This is a genomic window from Staphylococcus sp. AC872 (genome assembly GCF_979255425.1).
In genome coordinates, this window is sequence record NZ_CEEDKW010000002.1 from 271109 (window position 1) to 287503 (window position 16395).

Sequence of the window (16395 nt, forward strand, 5' to 3'; positions counted from 1 at the left end):
TTCTAATTTCTTTCGATTAATTATAAATAAGATAATATAAGACATTATATTACGATTGACTTAATTAGCATATTAATTTGGCTAATAAAGTTCGTTATATTTTTATACCTGTAAAAAATTATGTATAAGTTATGAAAAGGAGTTAAGAAATGCTTTGAGCATCTCAATAACTCCCCCATTATAACATTTTATTTATAAAAAAATGCTTTATGATATTAAATTTGAATTAAAAGAATATTTAACAATGGTAACACAAACATGAAACTATCAAATCTATCTAATATACCACCATGTCCTGGTAAAATTCTTCCAGAATCTTTCACACCAAAATGACGTTTAAATCCGGACTCTACCAAATCACCTAATTGTCCAAACATACTTAAGATAATGGTTACAATTAACAATAACCACACATTTAAATTAAAATCTACAAAAAATTGCATAACTAGTGGTACAAGTAAACTACAGAAAATACCACCAATAAATCCTTCAATCGTTTTGTTTGGACTTATAACCGGCCATAATTTATGTTTCCCTATTAAACGACCAAAAATGTATGCACCAGTATCAGTTAACCAAACTATTAAGAATGCATATAAAATGTAGTGTAATCCTTCTGAACGTGTTTCATAAAAGTACATAAAACCAATTCCTACATATGCAACGCTCATTAAACAAAATGCTGCATCCATAAAACTAAATCTATTTTTCGATAAAACAGTATAACTGAGTACTATAAAACTCATTGCGACTAAACTTTTCAACTGTATGACTTGTACCCAATCTCCGGCATCTTGAGGAAGCATAATAATAATTAAACCGATTGCACTTATTATCCCGGGAATTGAAATAAATTTAATCATATTCATATTTAAAAGTTCTTTTAATGCAATTAATGCTAATAAATAAGCAAAAAGCATTAGTACTAATCCACCCTTTAAAAGGATAGGCAAGAAAATTAATAAAGCAATAATCGCTGTCAATGTTCTTACTTTCATACTTTACTCCTCACTCAATCCTCCAAAACGTCTTTGGCGTGATTGGTAAATTTTTAAACAATTTTTCAATTCGTCACCATCAAAGTCTGGCCATAATTTTTCATTAAATATGAATTCACTATATGAAACTTGCCAAATTAAAAAGTTGCTTATTCGTTGCTCACCAGAAGTTCTAATTAATAATTCTGGATCAGGATAATTCTTAGTCATCAAGTGTTGATTAATTAAATCTTCGTTAATATCATCACTACTCAATCCTTTATGTTGGAGTTCATCTACAATCGTTTTAAAACTTTGAACGATTTCAGCACGGCCGCCATAATTGATGGCAAAAATCAATCTTAATCCTGTATTATTTTTCGTTTTTTCTTTGGCATGATCAATAGCTTCGATTGTTGATGTCGGTAACCCTTTTTGAAAACCAATTGTTTCAACTTTAACATTCTTCTCTATCAATTCTGGTAGAAATGTTTTTAAAAAGTTAACTGGTAAATTCATAATATAGTTTACTTCACTTTCAGGTCTAGACCAATTTTCAGTGGAGAAAGCGTATAAGGTAAGATATTTAATACCGATATCACTGGCTTCTCGTGTGACCTTCTTGATTGTTTGCATACCTTCATAATGTCCTTTGATACGAGGCATTTTACGTTGTTTAGCCCAACGGCCATTACCATCCATGATAATTGCAACATGTTCAGGTATATTATGTAAATCTAAATTATTAAATTGATTACTTTCACTCTTATTATTATTTCTAAGCTTTTTAAACATGGTCTTTCCTCCGAGCCTGATCATCTCTGTATTATTGTATAGGTTGTTTAAACAATCATCTACCATTTTATCATACTCATTTATAGCATTGAATAAGCAAATAAAAAAACTGTACCAAAGTCTTACTTGGTACAGTCTAGACTAGAATGAATATTGAATCATTTTGTCTTACATTAACACTATATAAGTGCAATCTACAATTAGTTAATACTATTTTCAATTTGTCAGAAGATTATACTGACATAATGTCTTTTTCTTTGTCATCAACTAATTGATCAATCTCTTTAATTGAATTATCCGTTGCTTTTTGAACGTCATCTGTTTGACTTCTTAAATCATCTTCAGTAATGTCGCCATTCTTTTCATCTTTTTTAAGTTGATCGTTAACGTCACGACGAATGTTTCTAATTGAAACTTTAGCATCTTCTCCAATTTTTTTAACGTCTTTAACTAATTCTTTACGACGTTCTTCTGTTAATGCAGGTACAGAAATACGAATCACTTCTCCATCACTAGTAGGGTTAACACCAAGGTTAGCCGCATTAATAGCTTTCTCTATATCAGCCACTGAAGATTTATCGTAAGGAGAAATAACAAGTAATCTTGCTTCTGGAACATTAATACTTGCTAATTGTTGTACTGGTGTTGGCGCACCATAATAATCAACATTTACACCATTTAATAAATTAGAATTCGCTCTACCTGCACTGATATTAGCTAATTCTTTAGATAAATTATCGATAGATTTTTGCATTCTTGCTCTAGTATCTTTAATAATGTCACTCATTTTTTACACCTCATATTATTTTGTAATTAATGTACCAATTTTTTCGCCCATTACAGCTCGTTTAATATTACCCTCTTCCATAATAGAGAACACATTTAATGGGATATTGTTATCCATACAGAATGAAGAAGCTGTAGAGTCCATGACTTGTAAGCCTTCTTGAAGCATTTGAATGTGTGTTAAATGTTCATATTTAACTGCATCTTTATCTACTTTAGGATCTGCAGAGTAAACACCATCAACATTATTTTTACCCATTAATATAACGTCTGCTTCTACTTCAGCCGCTCTTAATGCCGCTGTTGTATCAGTAGAGAAGTAAGGGTTACCAATACCTGCTGCAAAGATCACAACACGTTTTTTCTCTAAATGACGAATGGCACGACGACGAATGTAAGGTTCAGCAACTTGTTTCATTTCAATAGAAGTTAATACACGTGTATCACATTCTAATTGTTCTAGACTATCTTGTAATGCAAGTGCATTCATAACAGTAGCTAACATTCCCATATAGTCAGCAGTTCCGCGATCCAATCCTAAATCGCTTCCTGTTTTACCTCTCCAAATGTTACCGCCACCAACAATAACAGCAATTTCGCAATCCATTTTTGCTACTTCTGCTACTTGTTTAGCAACACTTTTAATAATCATAGGATTAATGCCAAATCCTTTATCACCTGCAAGTGCTTCACCACTAAGTTTCAAGACTACACGTTTATATTTAGAAGTTTGAGCCATTTTCTTATCCTCTCTATAGTAGAAATATGTAAAAGTATATAAGTAAAGAAGACACGGGTGTCTTCTCTATATTAAAAACAAATGCTTTTAATCTGAGAAAACCTTTCAGGTGTCTTCTTTCTTGTTAACAATATGACTTATTATTTCATTTGTCCTTTAACTTCATCAGCAAAGTTTTCTTCGCGTTTTTCCATTCCTTCGCCTACTTCATATCTTACGAAGTCAACAAGTTTACCACCTTTAGATTTTAAGAAAGCTTCAACTGTTTCATCTGGGTTTTTAACGAAGTTTTGGTCAACAGCACAAATTTCTTGTAAATATTTACGTAAACGACCTTCAACCATTTTTTCAACAATGTTTTCTGGTTTACCTTCATTTAATGCTTGTTGTTTAAGTACTTCTCTTTCATGATTAATTTCATCTTCACTTACTTGATCAGATGAAACATATTTAGGATTGATAGCAGCAATGTGCATAGCTACATCTTTAGCAGCTGCTTCATCATTAGTACCTTCAATTACAGTTAACACACCGATACGTCCACCCATGTGTAAGTATGCACCAAATGCATCGTTGTCAGATTTAGTTCTTACTGCAAAACGACGGATGCTTAATTTTTCACCGATTGTTGAGATAGCTTCTTTCATTTTTTCGTCAACAGTTTTACCGTCTTCGAATTTAGTTTCCATTAATGCTTCAACTGATTCTGCTTTAGTAGCAAGTACTTGGTTAGCAATTTCTTTTACTAAGTTTTGGAAACCTTCGTTACGAGCAACGAAGTCTGTTTCTGAGTTGATTTCAACGATAGCTGCTTCGTTACCATTGATTTCAACATGTACAAGACCTTCTGCTGCGATACGATCAGCTTTTTTAGCTGCTTTAGCAATACCTTTTTCACGTAAGTAATCGATAGCTTTGTCCATATCACCATCAGTTTCAGTTAGCGCTTTTTTACAATCCATCATGCCAGCGCCAGTTTTTTCACGTAATTCTTTAACAAGTTTAGCTGAAATTGCCATTAATTATTCCTCCAGTATATATAATTCTGTTACAGATATATTTAAATTTTACCATTATTCCTAGTAAAATTTCCAATACTCTATACTTTTAATTTATTTTTTAAAAAAAGGTGATAAGCATTAGTATCTTATCACCCATTTAAACTATAACTTAGTTTGATTCAACAGAAGTGTTTTCTTCAGTTGTTTCTGCTTTGTCAGATTCTTCTTTTTCATCTAAATTGATGTTTTGTTCTGCAGCTACTTCTTCGTTTGATACACCTTGTTGACCTTCTAAAACAGCGTCTGCCATTTTACCAGTTAATAATTTAACGGCACGGATAGCATCGTCGTTTGCTGGGATTACATAATCAATTTCGTCTGGGTCACAGTTAGTGTCAACAATACCCACGATTGGAATATTTAATTTACGTGCTTCAGCAATTGCGTTGCGCTCTTTACGAGGGTCAACTACGAATAATGCTTGAGGCATAGTTTTCATATCACGAATACCGCCTAAGAATTTAATTAAACGGTCGTATTCTTTTTTAAGTTCAACAACTTCTTTTTTAGGTAATACTTCGAATAAGCCGTCTTCTTCCATTTTTTCAATTTCAGAAATACGTTTGATTCGTTTTGAGATTGTTTTGTAGTTAGTTAAGATTCCACCTAACCATCTTTGGTTAACGTAGAATTGACCAGCACGTTCTGCTTCAGCTTTAACTGAATCTTGTGCTTGTTTTTTAGTACCTACGAATAAGACTTTACCGCCATCTTCAGATACTTGTTTGATGAAGTTGTATGCTTCTTCAACTTTTTTCACTGTTTTTTGTAAGTCAATGATATAAATACCATTTCTCTCAGTGAAGATATATTTTTTCATTTTTGGGTTCCAACGACGTGTTTGGTGGCCGAAGTGAACACCAGCTTCTAACAATTGTTTCATTGATATAACTGCCATTATAAATTCCTCCTATTGGTTAATTACCTCCATAACAAACTCATATAAAGACAATAATTAAATATTGCACCCTCTATATTTGCATTTATTATGTGCGTATTGGCTTTATAGCCGAAAATAAATATATCATAATTCGACGTTGATTGCAATGCCTTTTGAATAATAAATGATTGATTAAAACAAACCCTATCTAGTGTTATTTATTATTTATTTTTGATTGCTAAAGTGTTACCAAATATCATTTTCAATTTCTCACAAAAATTAAGGTTTAGGTACCTCAATAGTCGTCCCTAAACCTCAATAGTTTTATTTATTACGTTCTAATTCATCTAAGAATTTTTCTTTTTTAACTTTGATAAATGTACCTTTCATACCTAAAGAACGTGACTCGATGACACCAGCGCTTTCTAATTTACGAAGTGCATTTACAATTACTGAACGTGTAATACCGACTCTATCAGCAACTTTAGAAGCGATTAATAATCCTTCATTACCACCTAATTCATCAAAGATATGTTCGATAGCTTCTTTTTCTGAATAAGATAATGAATTGATTGCCATTGTTATTGATGCTTTATCTCGTGCTTCTTTTTCAACTTCATTGTGCTTTTCACGTAAAATCTCCATACCAATGACTGTTGCAGCATATTCACCTAAAACTAAATCATTTTCATTGAAATCATCTTGAACTCTTCCTAAAACTAACGTACCTAATCTTTCTCCTCCACCTAAAATAGGGAATATTGTTGTTCTACTATTAACAAACACTTCTCTATTTTCTGGTGGGAATACCGTTAAAACATTATCAATATCAATATTAGATTGCGTTTCTTTAACATCCATTAATTGATCTGTATATTCTGCTGGGATATGTCTGTCTTCAAGCATATGAATAATACGATCGCTTTTAAGTAATTCGTTTAAGCTCGACCCTAAAATTTTACCTCTTCTCGACACAATAAATACATTAGTTACTGTAACGCTACTAATCGTTTGTGCAACGTCCTTAAAATCTACTGCGATGCCTTTATGTTTCTGTAATAACGTGTTTAACTCTCTTGTTTTAGATAATAAGCTCATAATTTTTCTCCTTCTTTTTATTTTTATAGAATAAATGCACTTAAATCTTTATTCGTTGAGATTGATTTTAATTTATCATCAACATATTGTGGTGTGATATCAACAACCGCATGTGGCATATTTGGTGCTTCGAAAGATAAATCCTCTAACATTTTTTCTAAAATTGTGTGTAATCGACGAGCACCAATATTATCAGTATCTTGATTGACTTGATATGCAATTTCAGCTAATCGTGTAATGGCTTCATCTGAGAAGTTAACTGTTACTTCCTCTGTTTGTAGTAAAGCTTCATATTGTTTAACTAGTGATAATTTAGGTTCTTTAAGAATTCTAACGAAATCTTCTACTGATAAACTATCAAGTTCGACTCTAATTGGAAATCGTCCTTGAAGCTCTGGAATTAAATCACTAGGTTTAGACACGTGGAATGCACCAGCGCCAATAAATAGCATATGTTCAGTATTTACAGTACCATATTTAGTTTGAATCATGCTACCTTCAAGAATTGGCAAGATATCACGTTGAACACCTTGTCTTGAAACATCTTGACCACTATTTTGATTATTTGTTGCCACTTTATCGATTTCGTCGATAAAGATAATTCCCATTTGTTCAGCTAACTCTAATGCTTCTTGATTAGCTGTTTCTTGATCGATCAATTCATCTGCAAAGTCATCAGCAAGTATTTTACGTGCCGTCTTAACAGGAACTTCACGTTCAACTTTCTTTTTCGGCATAAGTTGATTCATCATATCTTGCATTTGTTGGTTTTGATTAGTACCTAACATTCCTAAAGCACCAGGATCTTGTTCAACTTTGATACGCACTTTTTCTTCTTCAAGTTTTCCTTCTTCAAGTTGCTTTTTGATTTCTGAACGTTTAGTTTTAATTTCCTCTGTTGGTGGTTCTTCCTCTTCTTCATTATTTTGATTGAAGTTTGGAATTGCTCCACCAAATAAAGACTCTAAGGGATTATTGCCTTGAGATGCTTTTTTCTTCATACTAGGAACAAGTAACTTCACTAATTTATCGTTAGCTTTTTGTGTTGCTTCATCTTTGACCATTTCTTTCTTTTCGTCTTTAACTAATCGCACTGACACATCAACTAAATCTCTGACCATACTCTCAACGTCACGACCTACATAACCAACTTCTGTAAATTTAGTTGCTTCAACTTTAATAAATGGTGCACCTACAATTTTGGCCATTCTACGTGCGATTTCTGTTTTACCTACACCTGTTGGTCCAATCATTAAAATATTTTTGGGTGCAATTTCTTGTTTTGATTCTTCATCTAATAAGCTTCTTCTGTATCTATTACGTAAGGCAATCGCTACTTTTCTTTTCGCATCATCTTGCCCTACAATATATTCGTTTAATTTAGATACAATATCTTTCGGTGTTAATTTTATACCATTTGTATCCATATATGGATGACCTCCAATTTTCTTACTTTCTGAAATCAATGTTATTTATATTTACTACAAATCAATTTGCTCGATTGATTATTGATACTTATAATGTTTCAACTATAATATTATCATTTGTGAAAACACAAATGTCAGATGCCACCTTCAAACTCTCGTAAGCCATTTCTTCTGCTGACATTTGTCCTGCGTGTCGTTTAAGTGCTCGACCTGCACTTAATGCATAATTTCCACCTGAACCTATAGCTATTAAATCATCATCAGGAGCTATTACTTCTCCTGTACCGCTGACAACTAAGATTGCATCTTTGTCCATAACAATTAACATTGCTTCTAACTGACGAAGCTGTTTGTCGCCTCGCCACTCTTGTGCAAGTTCAACGGCTGCTCTTTCAAGATTTCCACTAAATTGTTGAAGTTTTGTTTCGAACTTTTCAAAAAGTGTAAACGCATCGGCAACGCTACCTGCAAACCCTGCTAGTACCTTCCCATCGTATAAACGTCTTACTTTTCTTGCTGTTTGTTTCATAATCACTTGTTGTCCTAATGTGACTTGTCCGTCACCGGCCATCGCTGCGCCACCATTATGTCTTACAGCATATATCGTAGTTGCATGTAATGAGTTATCCATCATTCATTCTCCTTTTTTGCTCGAGGATGTGCATTAAGATAAACTTTCCTTAATTGTTGATTAGATACGTGTGTATATTTTCCTGTGGTTGATAAATTAACATGACCAAGTAATGATTGCACTGTTCTCAAATCCGCACCTTGATTTAACAAATGCGTTGCAAAGGTATGTCGTAATTTATGAGGGTGAATGTTCGTTACACCTGACGTACGTTTCACCACATCATTAAGTACGTATCTAACTCCTCTTTCTGTTATTGGTTGACCTTGCATATTTACGATTAAATAGTCATGATCAACATGTTTTAAAGGTTTAAATTCCTTTAAATATCGTTCTATACTTTGCTTACAAAATTCGCCGAAAGGAATAAATCTTTCTTTATTACCTTTACCCAATACTTTAACACCAGGTAACTTCATATCTAAATCTTGTGTTTTGATGTGCACCAACTCAGAAACACGTATACCTGTTGCATATAATAGTTCAAGTATTACTTTATCTCGCATACCTTTTTTACTATCAGTCTCTACTGTTTTAAATAAAGCTTCCATTTCTTCTTCATAAAAAAATTGTGGTAGATACTGTTCTTTCTTAGGGTGTACAAGTTGAACAAATGGATTAACAACTGACTCATCTTGTGTCATCCAATATTCATAAAAAGTACGTAACGTAGAAATTTTACGTGAAACTGTAGTTCTTTTCAAATTTTTCGAATATAAAAAACTTAAATAATTTCTTGCGTCTTTATATTCAAAGTCATTTAAATCTAAAGATTCCTGATATAAAAAATCATTAAATTGCACAATATCATCACGATATGATTTAAGCGTGTGATCAGAAAAATTTCGTTCTACTTTTAACATATAGAGAAACGCTTTTTGAATATCATTCAATAAATTTCGCCTCCATCATATTGAATTGTAGCATATCCGTGGTAGGGCTTACAGTGATTTGATATTCAATTCAAAATCTTTCGAGAATTGTAACATATCCCTTTATCAATCATAACCAACAAAAAACTAGATAGCATAAGCCACCTAGTTCATGTTCTTAAAAATTATAAAGTCTTTTTATAATTTTCAAGATATTCTAATGCACGATTTGCTTGTGTTTCATATCTTTCTTTTTTATCTTTAATTCTCTTTTCTAATGATGGTAATAAACCAAAGTTGGCATTCATTGGTTGGAAGTTCTTTTCATTTTTAGCATGTGAAATATAATAAGCCATACTACCAATCATTGTTTCTCTAGGGAAAATAACCTCACCTTTATCTAGTAATTTATGTGCTAAGTTAATCCCTGAAACTAATCCGCTTGCTGCACTTTCAACGTAACCTTCCACACCAGTCATTTGTCCTGCAAAGTAAATATTTTCATGACCAATTAATTCATACTTTTCGTTTAAGACATCTGGTGAATTAATAAATGTGTTTCTATGCATTACACCATAACGTACAATATCTACATTTTCTAATCCTGGGATTAATTTAATAACTTCCTTTTGCGCACCCCATTTTAAATGTGTTTGGAAACCAACAATATTATATAACGTGCCCGCTGCATCATCTTGTCTTAATTGAACAACCGCAAATGGACGTTTACCTGTTTTAGGATCTTCTAATCCAACTGGTTTCATTGGCCCAAAAAGCAATGTTTTTCTACCGCGTTCTGCCATGACTTCAAACGGCATACAGCCTTCAAAATATTTTTCTTTTTCAAATTCATTAACTGGTGCGACTTCCGCTTCTAATACAGCATTATAAAAACGATCAAACTCTTCTTCGGTCATCGGACAGTTTAAATATGCTGCTTCTCCTTTATCATATCTAGATTTTAAATAAACTTTATCCATATCTATTGAATCTTTTTCGATGATAGGTGCTGCAGCATCATAGAAGTACAATTGATCTTTGCCTGTAATATCTACGATTTCTTGTGCTAAATTTTCTGTAGTAAGTGGTCCAGTAGCAATGATTGTATATCCTTCTGGAATACTGTGAACTTCCTGATTTAAAACTGTCACATTGGGATGATTTCTAAGTGTGTCAGTGATATAACCAGCAAAGTCATGTCTATCAACTGCAAGAGCGCCTCCTGCTGGTACTCTAGCTTTATCTGCAGCCTGTATAATTAAAGAATCTAAGCGTCTCATCTCTTCTTTCAATACACCTACAGCATTTGTAAGTGCATTACCTCTTAATGAGTTTGAACATACTAACTCTGCAAATTTATCTGTATGATGCGCAGGTGTTTGTTTAACTGGGCGCATTTCTATTAAATTAACTTTAATTCCTCTTTCTGCTAATTGATATGCAGCTTCGGAACCAGCTAAACCAGCACCAACTACATTGACTGTTTGTGTCATGCTTATGCCTCCTGTAGACTTCTTTTGGTTATATTTTAACGATTTATGGTCTTTATTTAAACTATAAAAATAGCTCGCACAACTTGATTGTGTAGCTATTTTTATATAAGTCATATCTATTTTTGTACTTCTTCTTTGTAATCACAATTTGAACAAGTGACTTGGCTGCTTCGACCTTTTTTCTTATCAACGAGATAATGATTACATTTTGGACAATCTCTACCTACCGGTTTATCCCATGAAATGAAATCACATTCTGGGTAATTTGAACAACCATAAAAAATTCTATTTTTCTTAGATTTACGTTCAACTACTTCTCCATCTTTACATGTAGGACACTTAACACCGATAGTCTTCACGATTGCTTTTGTATTTCGACAATCTGGGAAGTTGGAACATGCCATAAATTTTCCGTATCTTCCCATTTTGATAACCATTGGAGAGCCACAAACTTCACAGTCTTCTCCAGCAGGTTCATCTTTTATCTCGATTTTTTCCATTTCTTCTTCAGCACGTTCAACATCTTGTTTGAAACTATTGTAGAAGTCACCAACAACTTTTCGCCAATTCATGTCACCTTCTGCAATTTTATCAAGTAATGTCTCCATATTAACTGTGAATTCAACATCGATAATTTCTGGGAAGTATTCTTTCACTTGTTCATAAACAATTTCACCCAATTCAGTTGGCATAAAACGTTTACTTTCAAGTTTAACGTAGTTACGTTTTTGAATTGTATCTATCGTTGGTGCATACGTCGAAGGTCGTCCAATTTTTAATTCTTCTAACGTTTTAACTAATCGTGCTTCCGTATATCTCGGTGGTGGCTGTGTAAAATGTTGTGCTGGTTCAATTTGTGTAGCTGTGACTTTATCACCTTGCTCTAATTTAGGTAATTTATTTTCTTTATCACTGTCTTTGTCATCTTTAGTTTCAACATATAATGTCATGAAACCTTTAAATTTTATTGTCTGACCATTAGCTCTGAATTTAATATCATTTTGAGTGACATCTAAAGCAATAGTATCTAAAATAGCTGGAGCCATTTGACTTGCCACAAAACGTTCCCATATCAATTTATATAATCGATGTTGATCACGTGTTAAGAACGATTTCATTTCTTCTGGTGTTCTTAATGTGCTTGTAGGTCTAATAGCTTCATGGGCATCTTGATCCCCTTGTTTACCAGATGCTTTTCTTTTAGATACGTATTCATTGCCATACTTATCAATGATATAATTTTTAGCTTCTGATTTAGCTTGATCTGAGATACGTGTTGAATCAGTACGCATATAGGTAATTAAACCAACTGTTCCTTGTCGCTTCAAATCAATACCTTCATAAAGTTGTTGCGCAATCATCATTGTTTTACGCGCTTTAAAATTCAATTTACGTGCTGCTTCTTGTTGAAGCGTAGATGTTGTAAATGGATTAGCTGGATTACGTGTTTTTTCTTTTTTATTAACGTTTGTTATTTCAAACTCGTCTCCATCTAGCGCTGCAGTAATCTTTTCAACATCTTCTTTTTTATTTAATTTATATGGTTTATTTTTATAATGAAGGAATTTGGCAGTAAATTTAGACTTTTTATATCTAAACTCACCTTCAATTGTCCAATATTCTTCTGGTTTAAAGTTTCTTATTTCATTTTCTCTATCAATAACAAGTTTCAATGCTACAGATTGTACACGTCCTGCTGATAAACCTTTTTTAACTTTCTTCCATAATACAGGAGAAATATTATAACCTACTAATCTATCAAGTATACGACGTGCTTGTTGCGCATCTACTAGATCCATTTCAATACCTCTAGGGTGTTTGAAACTATCTTTGACTGCATCTTTTGTTATTTCATTAAATACAACTCTGTTTTCTTTTGAATCTTCTAATTCTAATATTTTTGACAAATGCCAAGCAATCGCTTCACCTTCGCGGTCCGGGTCACTAGCTAGAAAAACTTTTTTAGCTTTTTTCGCATGCTTTTTCAATTCTTTTACAACAGGACCTTTACCACGTATTGTTATATATTTGGGTTCATAGTTATCTTCAGTGTCCACGCCCATTTGACTTCTAGGTAAATCACGAACGTGTCCCATTGAAGCAATAACTTTATATCTTTTTCCTAAATACTTTTCAATGGTTTTAGCTTTTGCAGGCGACTCAACTATGACTAAATTATCTGCCAAAGTGATTTCCCCCTTGCTAATCTAATTACTAAAGATAAATGATAAACGTTTAATTTTGTTTTTGTCAATGTTTTAATATTTTATCAAGCATTTTGTTTTAACTTTTATTTAATTTTCCATTCATTTCTTTAATGATTTTAATCCATTTTCTTAAAGTCTAATTGTCTCACACTAACTATTTTATCAATTTAAATAGTCTTGTAAAATGTCTTCAGCACTAACGACCATAGAAGCTCCTTCTTGATGCAATAATAGATTTCCTTTTGTTTTTGAATCAAATAATTTACCCGGTAAAACATACACATTTCTATTTTGTTCTAATGCACAATCAACTGTGATTCTGCTACCACTTCTTTCATTTGATTCAGTTAATAATACACCTTTTGATAATCCACTAATAATCCTATTTCTTTCTGGAAACTTATACTTAGCAATTGGCGAAAATGGTGGGTACTCCGAAATAACTAACCCCTTTTCTTCAATATTTTTTCTTAATGAAACTAAGTTTCTAGGATAATAATAATGGTGACCAAACCCTAATACTGCAATGGTTGATAAATCGATTTTCAAGGCTTGTATGTGTGCTTCACTATCGGCACCTTCTGCTAACCCAGAAATAATCGTAATATTTTTTTCTTTAAATGAAGGAAAAAGATATTGTAGTGCTTCTTGCGTATAATTTGAACATTTCCTAGCACCAACAATTGCCAAAGTTTGATTACTTAAAAATAATTTCTTATCTCCCTTATAAAATAGAACAAATGGATAATCATAGATTTCTTTTAATAAATAAGGATAATCTTCGTCGAAAAAAGTGATATATTTTACATGTAATTGTCGAAGAATTTTCATAATTTCTACTATATTTATTTGTTTATATTTATGAAATTTTGATAAAAGCGTAGGATGATGTTGAGTAATCCAATATAATAATGAAATTTCTTGTTCATTAGAAGTCATTTGGAAAATATGAGGGTTGTACCGATAAAATTGATGGATTTGTGAGGTTGTAAAATGTGACCAGTATAATTTAAGTAAAAAGTTTTCGTTCAAATTCATTACTCCTTTAGCTCAATTATACAAAGAAATAACTCATTAAAACATTACAGTTAACAAACATCTTAATACGATTTGTAATGAACTTTTAAGAAGTAAAATCATCATTTCTTTATACACCTGAAATGAAATATGGCCGTAAAATGAATAGTAAGAATATAAATTTAATATGCGCACAAAAAAAGCTTAGACACTCATATAAAGTGTCTAAGCTCATTACATACATTATTCGTACGATTATTTTACAGTTAATAATTCGTCATAAATACCAGCTTTTTTAGCTGCTTCGATTAATGTTGTACCAATTTCAGAAGGTGTGTCAGCAGTTTCTACACCACAACTATTTAAAGTTTTAATTTTTTCAGATGCAGTACCTTTACCACCAGAGATAATCGCACCAGCATGGCCCATACGTTTTCCTGGAGGTGCTGTTTGACCACCAATGAATCCTACTACTGGTTTAGTCATATTAGCTTTAATCCATTCAGCTGCTTCTTCTTCAGCTGTACCACCGATTTCACCAATCATAACAACAGCTTTTGTTTCTGGATCTTCATTGAATGCTTTTAATACATCGATGAAGTTAGTACCGTTAACTGGGTCGCCACCGATACCTACAGCAGTTGTTTGGCCAATACCTTCTTCAGTTAATTGGTGAACTGCTTCATAAGTTAATGTACCTGAACGAGATACAACACCTACGTGACCTTTTTTGTGGATGTAACCTGGCATAATACCAATTTTACATTCATCTGCTGTGATAACACCTGGGCAGTTTGGTCCTACTAAACGTGTTTTTCTGCCTTGTAAATAACGTTTAACTTTAACCATATCTACAACAGGAATATGTTCAGTAATACAAATAACCATGTCTAATTCAGCATCAGCAGCTTCTAAAATAGAGTCTGCAGCAAATGGTGCAGGCACGTAAACTACTGATACATTAGCACCAGTTTCTTGTTTTGCTTCTTCTACAGTATTGAATACTGGAACACCTTCTACTACTTGTCCACCTTTACCAGGTGTTACCCCTGCGACAATTTGTGTTCCATAATCTAACATTTGTTTTGTATGGAAAAGGGCAGTAGACCCTGTAATACCTTGTACCATTACTTTAGTATTTTTATCTATAAATACACTCATCTTAGTGTTCCCATCCTTTCCTTATGATTCTTTCACAAGTTTAACAATTTTTTGAGCGCCTTCAGCCATAGTAGCTGCTGGTTCAATCGCTAAACCTGAATCATTTAAGATTTCTTTACCGCGTTCTACGTTAGTACCTTCTAAACGTACTACAAGTGGTAAAGTTAACTCTACTTCTTTAACTGCTGCAACAATACCTTCAGCAATGACGTCACATTTCATGATTCCACCAAAGATATTTACAAAGATACCTTTAACATGTTCATCACCTAAGATGATTTTGAATGCTTCAGTAACTTTTTCTTTAGTAGCACCGCCACCAACGTCTAAGAAGTTAGCCGGATTTCCACCAAAATGATTGATTGTATCCATTGTAGCCATGGCTAAACCTGCGCCATTAACCATACAACCAATATCTCCATCTAAAGCAATATATGATAAATCATATTTAGATGCTTCGATTTCTTTTGGATCTTCTTCTTCTAAGTCTCTTAATTCCATAATGTCTTTATGTCTGAATAAAGCGTTATCATCGAAATTAAGTTTAGCATCCAATGCTAAAACATCACCGTCACCAGTAGTTACTAGTGGGTTAATTTCAACGATTGAACAATCTTTTTCAATGAATACATTGTAAAGTGAAATTAAGAATTTCGCTGCTTTATTAATTGATTCTTTTGGAATATTAATATTGAAAGCAATTCTACGTGCTTGGTAAGGTGATAAACCTACAACCGGATCAATTGTTTCTTTAAAGATTTTTTCAGGTGTTTTAGCAGCTACTTCTTCAATTTCAGTACCGCCTTCTTCTGAAGCCATTAAAGTCACTTTATCAGTAGCACGATCAATTACAAAACCTACATAATATTCTTTTTGAATATCGCAACCTTGTTCGATATATAAGCGTTTCACTTCTTTACCTTCAGGTCCTGTTTGATGTGTAACTAATTGTTTACCTAATAATTCATTAGCGTAAGTTTCAACTTCAGATAGTGATTTTGCAATTTTAACACCGCCTGCTTTACCTCTACCCCCAGCGTGTATTTGTGCTTTAACCACATATACATCTGAATCTAATTCTTTCGCTTTTTCCACCGCTTCTTCAGCAGTAAATGCTACTCGTCCTTCTGGAACGGCTACGCCCATTGAACGAAATATTTCTTTACCTTGATACTCGTGGATATTCATCTTCCATCCTCCTGTTTCTTAGGTTAAGTTCCCTTTTAATTATAAAAAATGAAAGCGTTATTG

Annotated in this window: 15 protein-coding genes; all 15 read right to left on the reverse strand. The window is 32.9% G+C overall.

The window, feature by feature from the left end; translation table 11 throughout:
- Positions 1 to 215: 215 nt before the first annotated feature.
- On the reverse strand, positions 216 to 998 hold the full coding sequence (locus tag ACZ267_RS04170) for a phosphatidate cytidylyltransferase (RefSeq protein ID WP_079449100.1): 783 nt from the start codon (positions 996 to 998) through the stop codon (positions 216 to 218).
- Between the two features lie 3 nt (positions 999 to 1001).
- Positions 1002 to 1772 carry an isoprenyl transferase gene (locus ACZ267_RS04175; RefSeq protein WP_002466060.1) on the reverse strand — a complete coding sequence of 257 codons (771 nt, stop codon included), beginning with the start codon at positions 1770 to 1772 and terminating at the stop codon, positions 1002 to 1004.
- A gap of 232 nt (positions 1773 to 2004) precedes the next feature.
- Positions 2005 to 2559, reverse strand: coding sequence for a ribosome recycling factor (gene frr, locus ACZ267_RS04180; protein WP_002450553.1), 555 nt, complete (start codon positions 2557 to 2559; stop codon positions 2005 to 2007).
- Between the two features lie 15 nt (positions 2560 to 2574).
- Positions 2575 to 3297, reverse strand: a complete 723-nt coding sequence (gene pyrH, locus ACZ267_RS04185) for a UMP kinase (protein ID WP_079449101.1) — start codon at positions 3295 to 3297, stop codon at positions 2575 to 2577.
- Positions 3298 to 3437: 140 nt separating this feature from the next.
- On the reverse strand, positions 3438 to 4316 hold the full coding sequence (gene tsf / locus ACZ267_RS04190) for a translation elongation factor Ts (protein WP_002466038.1): 879 nt from the start codon (positions 4314 to 4316) through the stop codon (positions 3438 to 3440).
- Positions 4317 to 4467: 151 nt separating this feature from the next.
- The gene (gene rpsB, locus ACZ267_RS04195; RefSeq protein ID WP_002466032.1) at positions 4468 to 5256 is read right to left on the reverse strand and encodes a 30S ribosomal protein S2; all 789 of its coding nucleotides are present in this window, start codon (positions 5254 to 5256) and stop codon (positions 4468 to 4470) included.
- A gap of 306 nt (positions 5257 to 5562) precedes the next feature.
- Complete coding sequence (gene codY, locus ACZ267_RS04200) at positions 5563 to 6336, reverse strand: GTP-sensing pleiotropic transcriptional regulator CodY (protein ID WP_002450557.1); 774 nt, start codon at positions 6334 to 6336, stop codon at positions 5563 to 5565.
- A gap of 23 nt (positions 6337 to 6359) precedes the next feature.
- Positions 6360 to 7763, reverse strand: a complete 1404-nt coding sequence (gene hslU, locus ACZ267_RS04205; protein ID WP_015365077.1) for an ATP-dependent protease ATPase subunit HslU — start codon at positions 7761 to 7763, stop codon at positions 6360 to 6362.
- Positions 7764 to 7851: 88 nt separating this feature from the next.
- A complete protein-coding gene (gene hslV, locus ACZ267_RS04210; RefSeq protein ID WP_002450559.1) occupies positions 7852 to 8397 on the reverse strand; it encodes an ATP-dependent protease subunit HslV in 546 nt (181 codons plus the stop codon).
- The gene (xerC, locus tag ACZ267_RS04215; protein ID WP_002466041.1) at positions 8394 to 9287 is read right to left on the reverse strand and encodes a tyrosine recombinase XerC; all 894 of its coding nucleotides are present in this window, start codon (positions 9285 to 9287) and stop codon (positions 8394 to 8396) included. The genes hslV and xerC overlap by 4 nt, the downstream gene beginning before the upstream one ends.
- 164 nt (positions 9288 to 9451) lie before the next feature.
- Positions 9452 to 10759, reverse strand: coding sequence for an FADH(2)-oxidizing methylenetetrahydrofolate--tRNA-(uracil(54)-C(5))-methyltransferase TrmFO (gene trmFO / locus ACZ267_RS04220; protein WP_002466058.1), 1308 nt, complete (start codon positions 10757 to 10759; stop codon positions 9452 to 9454).
- 116 nt (positions 10760 to 10875) lie between these two features.
- The gene (gene topA, locus ACZ267_RS04225; RefSeq protein ID WP_026088907.1) at positions 10876 to 12951 is read right to left on the reverse strand and encodes a type I DNA topoisomerase; all 2076 of its coding nucleotides are present in this window, start codon (positions 12949 to 12951) and stop codon (positions 10876 to 10878) included.
- Positions 12952 to 13128: 177 nt separating this feature from the next.
- On the reverse strand, positions 13129 to 14004 hold the full coding sequence (gene dprA, locus ACZ267_RS04230; RefSeq protein ID WP_370657649.1) for a DNA-processing protein DprA: 876 nt from the start codon (positions 14002 to 14004) through the stop codon (positions 13129 to 13131).
- A 234-nt stretch (positions 14005 to 14238) separates the two neighbouring features.
- Positions 14239 to 15144, reverse strand: a complete 906-nt coding sequence (sucD, locus tag ACZ267_RS04235) for a succinate--CoA ligase subunit alpha (protein ID WP_002466045.1) — start codon at positions 15142 to 15144, stop codon at positions 14239 to 14241.
- 21 nt (positions 15145 to 15165) lie between these two features.
- Entirely contained in the window at positions 15166 to 16332 is a 1167-nt protein-coding gene (gene sucC, locus ACZ267_RS04240) for an ADP-forming succinate--CoA ligase subunit beta (RefSeq protein ID WP_002466034.1), read from the reverse strand.
- Between the last annotated feature and the right edge of the window lie 63 nt (positions 16333 to 16395).

Excerpts from the sequence above, each read along its gene's own strand:
- tsf (WP_002466038.1), bottom strand. The coding sequence starts at position 4,316 with ATGGCAATTTCAGCTAAACTTGTTAAAGAATTACGTGAAAAAACTGGC.
- hslV (WP_002450559.1), bottom strand. The coding sequence starts at position 8,397 with ATGATGGATAACTCATTACATGCAACTACGATATATGCTGTAAGACAT.
- hslU (WP_015365077.1), bottom strand. The coding sequence starts at position 7,763 with ATGGATACAAATGGTATAAAATTAACACCGAAAGATATTGTATCTAAA.
- rpsB (WP_002466032.1), bottom strand. The coding sequence starts at position 5,256 with ATGGCAGTTATATCAATGAAACAATTGTTAGAAGCTGGTGTTCACTTC.
- sucC (WP_002466034.1), bottom strand. The coding sequence starts at position 16,332 with ATGAATATCCACGAGTATCAAGGTAAAGAAATATTTCGTTCAATGGGC.
- ACZ267_RS04170 (WP_079449100.1), bottom strand. The coding sequence starts at position 998 with ATGAAAGTAAGAACATTGACAGCGATTATTGCTTTATTAATTTTCTTG.
- trmFO (WP_002466058.1), bottom strand. The coding sequence starts at position 10,759 with ATGACACAAACAGTCAATGTAGTTGGTGCTGGTTTAGCTGGTTCCGAA.
- dprA (WP_370657649.1), bottom strand. The coding sequence starts at position 14,004 with ATGAATTTGAACGAAAACTTTTTACTTAAATTATACTGGTCACATTTT.
- codY (WP_002450557.1), bottom strand. The coding sequence starts at position 6,336 with ATGAGCTTATTATCTAAAACAAGAGAGTTAAACACGTTATTACAGAAA.
- ACZ267_RS04175 (WP_002466060.1), bottom strand. The coding sequence starts at position 1,772 with ATGTTTAAAAAGCTTAGAAATAATAATAAGAGTGAAAGTAATCAATTT.
- sucD (WP_002466045.1), bottom strand. The coding sequence starts at position 15,144 with ATGAGTGTATTTATAGATAAAAATACTAAAGTAATGGTACAAGGTATT.
- frr (WP_002450553.1), bottom strand. The coding sequence starts at position 2,559 with ATGAGTGACATTATTAAAGATACTAGAGCAAGAATGCAAAAATCTATC.
- pyrH (WP_079449101.1), bottom strand. The coding sequence starts at position 3,297 with ATGGCTCAAACTTCTAAATATAAACGTGTAGTCTTGAAACTTAGTGGT.